The organism is Streptomyces sp. MB09-01, assembly GCF_033794505.1.
GTDB lineage: Bacteria > Actinomycetota > Actinomycetes > Streptomycetales > Streptomycetaceae > Streptomyces.
The window spans coordinates 1-2,740 of record NZ_JARAYQ010000489.1 but is presented as its reverse complement, the minus strand read 5'-3'; the positions used below and the strand labels follow the sequence as shown (position 1 = coordinate 2,740).

4 protein-coding genes and 1 pseudogene are annotated in these 2,740 nt (G+C 75.7%); 1 reads left to right on the top strand and 4 read right to left on the bottom strand.

Features of this window, described 5'->3' with window-relative positions; all coding sequences use genetic code 11:
• The 4 genes and pseudogenes from PV721_RS42715 to PV721_RS42700 form a co-directional block, all read right to left on the bottom strand.
• Nucleotides 1-808, bottom strand: a pseudogene (locus tag PV721_RS42715) (hypothetical protein); the annotation flags it as partial.
• A gap of 45 nt (nt 809-853) precedes the next feature.
• Nucleotides 854-1,234 carry a PPOX class F420-dependent oxidoreductase gene (locus tag PV721_RS42710; protein WP_319734196.1) on the bottom strand — a complete coding sequence of 127 codons (381 nt, stop codon included), beginning with the start codon at nt 1,232-1,234 and terminating at the stop codon, nt 854-856.
• Nucleotides 1,235-1,268: 34 nt separating this feature from the next.
• Nucleotides 1,269-1,469, bottom strand: a complete 201-nt coding sequence (locus PV721_RS42705) for a hypothetical protein (protein WP_319734194.1) — start codon at nt 1,467-1,469, stop codon at nt 1,269-1,271.
• A 112-nt stretch (nt 1,470-1,581) separates the two neighbouring features.
• Entirely contained in the window at nt 1,582-1,833 is a 252-nt protein-coding gene (locus PV721_RS42700) for a helix-turn-helix domain-containing protein (RefSeq protein WP_319734192.1), read from the bottom strand.
• A gap of 65 nt (nt 1,834-1,898) precedes the next feature.
• Between PV721_RS42700 and map the strand changes: the two genes are divergently transcribed.
• Nucleotides 1,899-2,666 (top strand): type I methionyl aminopeptidase, encoded by a 768-nt coding sequence (gene map / locus PV721_RS42695; RefSeq protein ID WP_319734190.1) that lies wholly within the window; start codon nt 1,899-1,901, stop codon nt 2,664-2,666.
• Nucleotides 2,667-2,740: the final 74 nt, after the last annotated feature.

Here is a 2,740-nt window from a genome sequence, read left to right as displayed (position 1 = left end):
GCGGCGTCCCACCGGACGACCTTCCCGTCCGGCCGTCCGGCGCCCCGGCCCAGCCGGCCGGGTGGCCGATCTGCCCGGATGGCGCCGCGACCCCTTCGGACGGCTCGTGGGACCGCGCCGGCGGGGCTTCGGTCCAACCGGACGGCGTTTCGGTCCAGCCGCCCGGGTGGCGGGGCCGTTCGGGCGGGGCTTCGGGCCCGTCGGTCTGTTGATGAGCCCGCCCTGGCGCGGCCTGGGGCCGTTCGGCCGGCTGGTGGGGGCCTTCCGACGGCGTGGTCCGCTGGCGGGGGACGCCGGGTAAGGGGGTGGTCAGCAGGGACCTCAGGCGGGCTACGAGGTCCTCGTGGCGGGCCGCGGCGCGGGCCACGTCGTCCTGGGTCCAGGAGAGTTCGCGGGTCAGGACGTCCGTCTCCGCCGGGCCGGCGGCCCCGCCGAGCCGTGCCGTCAGATTCCGCAGGGCCGACTCCGCCTCGGCCCGCTGGGCGGCCGAGGCCACGAGCAGGGTCCGCAGCTCCTCCTCGCCGCCCGGCAGCCGGTCCCACGCGGTGACGGCCGCCGCCCGCAGCTGCGCCGCGTATACGGTCTCGCGCGCCGCGAACTCCGCGCCCCGCGCCTCCTCCAGGTCCCGCAGCAGCGACTCCACCACGTCCCACGGCGGCATCGCGGCGCCCTCCAGGCAGGCCCGGACGCCCTCCGGATCCCGGCGCAGGAACTCCCCGTACCAGCCTGCCCCGGGATCCAGCCTCTGCGTCAACCCCCGCAAATATCCCGAGAGTTGACTGATCGCCAGCGAAGTCGCGGTCTCCATGACCGCATTGGATCCCACCCGTGTTACGGGCGGGCTACGGGAGTCTCAAAGATTGACGGCGATCGCGGTGTGCGGCCGCTTCCCGCGCCGCGCCACGGTGGCGGGCACGTCCACCGCCCAGAACTGCCACGTGTACTTGCGCGACATCAGCTTCCGCACGCGCCGCAGCCCCGCCTCGTCCAGCAGCCTGGCCCGGCCCTCGCGCACGGCGGCCCCTTCCACGACACGCCCCCGCACGTCGCAAGCGGTGACGGTGACCCGCCCGTCGTTGCGTATGCGCTTGACCTTCCACGAGTCGCTGCGCGTCCACACGTACAGCTCACCCCCGTCGGCCACCGCCCACACCGGCGTCGCCACGGGCGTGCCGTCCTTGCGGAAGGTGGTGAGACTGACGTACTGCGCCCTGCCGAGTTCCTCGAGATCCATGCCCCGACCCTAGGCCGTCCGGACCCGGCCGCGCTCACGGCGTGGGTGGCGGCGGCTCCGGCGGCCGGCCGTTCACCGGGGCGGGGCCGCGGGCCTCCTTCGAAGGGGCGCGGCTCGCGTCGTCGGCGCGTGTCCGGCCGTCGGGGGCGGCGCACGCCGCGAGCAGCAGGCCGCCCGCGAGGAGGGCGCCGAGGATTCCGAAACCGAGTCGCTGGGATGCGTTCGTGGCTGACACGCCTTCACGCTTGCCCCGCACCCCGGCGCTCCCACCGCCGATTGGGCCGTTCGGCCCGCCGGACCCGCCCGGACGGACCGGCCTCGGGCGGACCGGCCCGGACCGACCTCCCTCAGGCGGGAACCGCGGCGCAGCGCGTCAGCAGATCGTCCAGCGAGAGCCCGAGCGCCCCGGCGAGCGCGGCGACCGTGAAGAAGGCGGGGGTGGGCGCCCGACCGGTCTCGATCTTGCGGAGGGTCTCGGCGGAGAGCCCCGCGCCGGCCGCGACCTCGACCATGCTGCGGCCGCCGCGGGCCTCGCGCAGCAGCGCGCCGAGCCGCTCGCCGCGCTCGCGCTCTTCAGGGGTGAGGGGGGTACGGACCATGTGCTCATCCTACCCCCGGACGCCAATAACTATCCCGTTATTGTTATACCGGTATAATTATTGGCATGGTGGAACTGAAGACGGACCGAGAGATCGACGAGATGCGTGCCGCGGGCCGGGTGGTCGCCCGCGCCCTGGCCGCCGTACGGGAGGCCGCGCGCGTCGGGGTGTCCCTGCTGGACCTCGACCGGGTGGCCCGCGGGGTGCTCCGCGAGGCCGGCGCGACCTCCCCCTTCCTGGGCTACCGGCCGCAGTTCGCGCCGGTGCCCTTCCCGGGCGTGGTGTGCGCCTCGGTCAACGACGCGATCGTGCACGGCATCCCCGACGGGTACCGGCTGCGCGACGGAGACCTGGTCAGCATGGACTGCGGGGCGAAGCTCGGCGGCTGGGTCGGGGACGCGGCGGTGAGTTTCACCGTCGGCCGGGCCCGCCCGGCCGACCTGCGGCTGATCGAGACCTCCGAGGCGGCCCTGGCGGCCGGTATCGCCGCCGCCGTGCCCGGCAACAGGATCGGGGACATCGCCCACGCCGTCGGCACGGTCTGTCGCGCCGCCGGGTACGGCGTCCCGGACGGCTTCGGCGGTCACGGCGTCGGCCGCAGCATGCACGAGGACCCGGGCGTGCCCAACGAGGGCCCGCCGGGACGCGGCATGAAGCTGCGCCCCGGCGTGGTCCTCGCCATCGAGCCGATGCTGATCGCGGGCGGTACGGACGACTACCGGTGCGACGGGGACGGCTGGACCCTGCGCACCGTCGACGGCAGCCGCGCCGCGCACTCGGAGCACACCGTCGCGATCACCGCCGCCGGCCCGAGGATCCTCACCGCGCCGTAGCGGCCCCGCCGCCCCGGCCCCGGCGGGCACGGGAGCGGGGGCGACCGCCGGGCCGGGGGCGGCGGGGCCGCTAC